We start from the raw sequence: 1,245 nt of genomic DNA on the forward strand, positions 1-1,245 counted from the left end.
CCGCGACCGGCACCGCGACCGGCACCGCGACCGGCACCACGCACGCCCGTCCGCGGGCGTCCGAGCAGCCCCGTCCGGACACGGGAGGCGTCAGAACGGACATTCCCGCCCCTGGCCACCCGAACTACGCAGAGTAATAAACGCGGTGGTAGGCCCGCCGCGGTGGCACTAGTGTCATCCGGCAGTAACCATTGCGCAGCGAGCAGACCAAGAACGAGATCATGACCGACAGCGCGTCCGACCGGCCTGGGAGATCTACGTGATCCTGCTGAAATCACTACTGACCGCCGTCGAAGAAGTGACTCTTCTCCTCCTCCCCCACGGCGGCCAGCGGACGGCGCGCCGCAACGCCTGGCGCGCCGCCGCCGACCTGCAGGTGGGTGCCGGCCGGCACGGCGAGGCCGGCTGGAAGGTCGTGCGCACCAGGCCGCAGGGCACGGGACGGGTGGCCATCGCGACCGAGCGTTGACCCCCGGCCGGCTCACCGGGCACCACGGATCGAGCCGTGCCCGATCCAGGTCGTAGGCTCGCGGTCATGGCGCGCACAAACAGATCCGGCGGCAGGGCGCCCGCCGCGGCGGGAACCACTGCGGGAAGCGGACGCGGGAAAGGGGCCGAGCGCGGGGCAGGCAGAGCGGGGCGCCTCACACAGCTACGGACGGTGTTCCGGCTCACCCGGCAGCGTGACCCGCACGTGGTGTGGTGGTCACTGCTCGGCCTGGTGATCCCGCTGGGGATCGTCGGCGTGCTGCTCGGGCTCCTCGTCGGCCCACTGTGGACGTGGCTGCCGGTCGGGATCGTGCTGGGGCTGCTCGGCGCCGTGAACGTCTTCAGCCGCCGGGTCCAGAAGACCGCCTACGCCGAGATGGAGGGCCAGCCCGGCGCCGCCGCCGGGATCATCGAACGGATGCGCGGCGACTGGCGGCTCACCCCCGCCGTGGCGGTCAACCGCAACCAGGACGTCGTGCACCGTGTGGTATGCCGCGCCGGCGTAGTGATCATCGCTGAGGGCCGGGGACGCGGCCAGCGCGACCTGCTCGGCACCGAGGTCCGCCGCGTCCGCAAGGTGGTCGGCGAGACGCCCATCCACGACATCGTGATCGGCAGCGGCCCCGGCGAGGTGCCCCTGCCGAAACTGCGGCTGACACTGATGCGGCTGCCCCGCACCCTGCGGCGCGGCGAGGTCGACCCCCTGGCGCGACGGCTACGGGCGGTGACCTCACCGACCCTGCCCATCCCCAAGGG

2 protein-coding genes are annotated in these 1,245 nt (G+C 72.4%); both read left to right on the forward strand.

The window, feature by feature from the left end; translation table 11 throughout:
* Window positions 1-259: 259 nt before the first annotated feature.
* Entirely contained in the window at window positions 260-469 is a 210-nt protein-coding gene (locus AC5LSR_RS23055; protein ID WP_250287130.1) for a hypothetical protein, read from the forward strand.
* Between the two features lie 192 nt (window positions 470-661).
* A partial coding sequence (locus AC5LSR_RS23060) for a DUF4191 domain-containing protein (RefSeq protein ID WP_493465774.1) occupies window positions 662-1,245 on the forward strand: 584 nt, incomplete at its 3' end.

This window comes from Protofrankia sp. CiP1_Cm_nod4 (genome assembly GCF_982290645.1).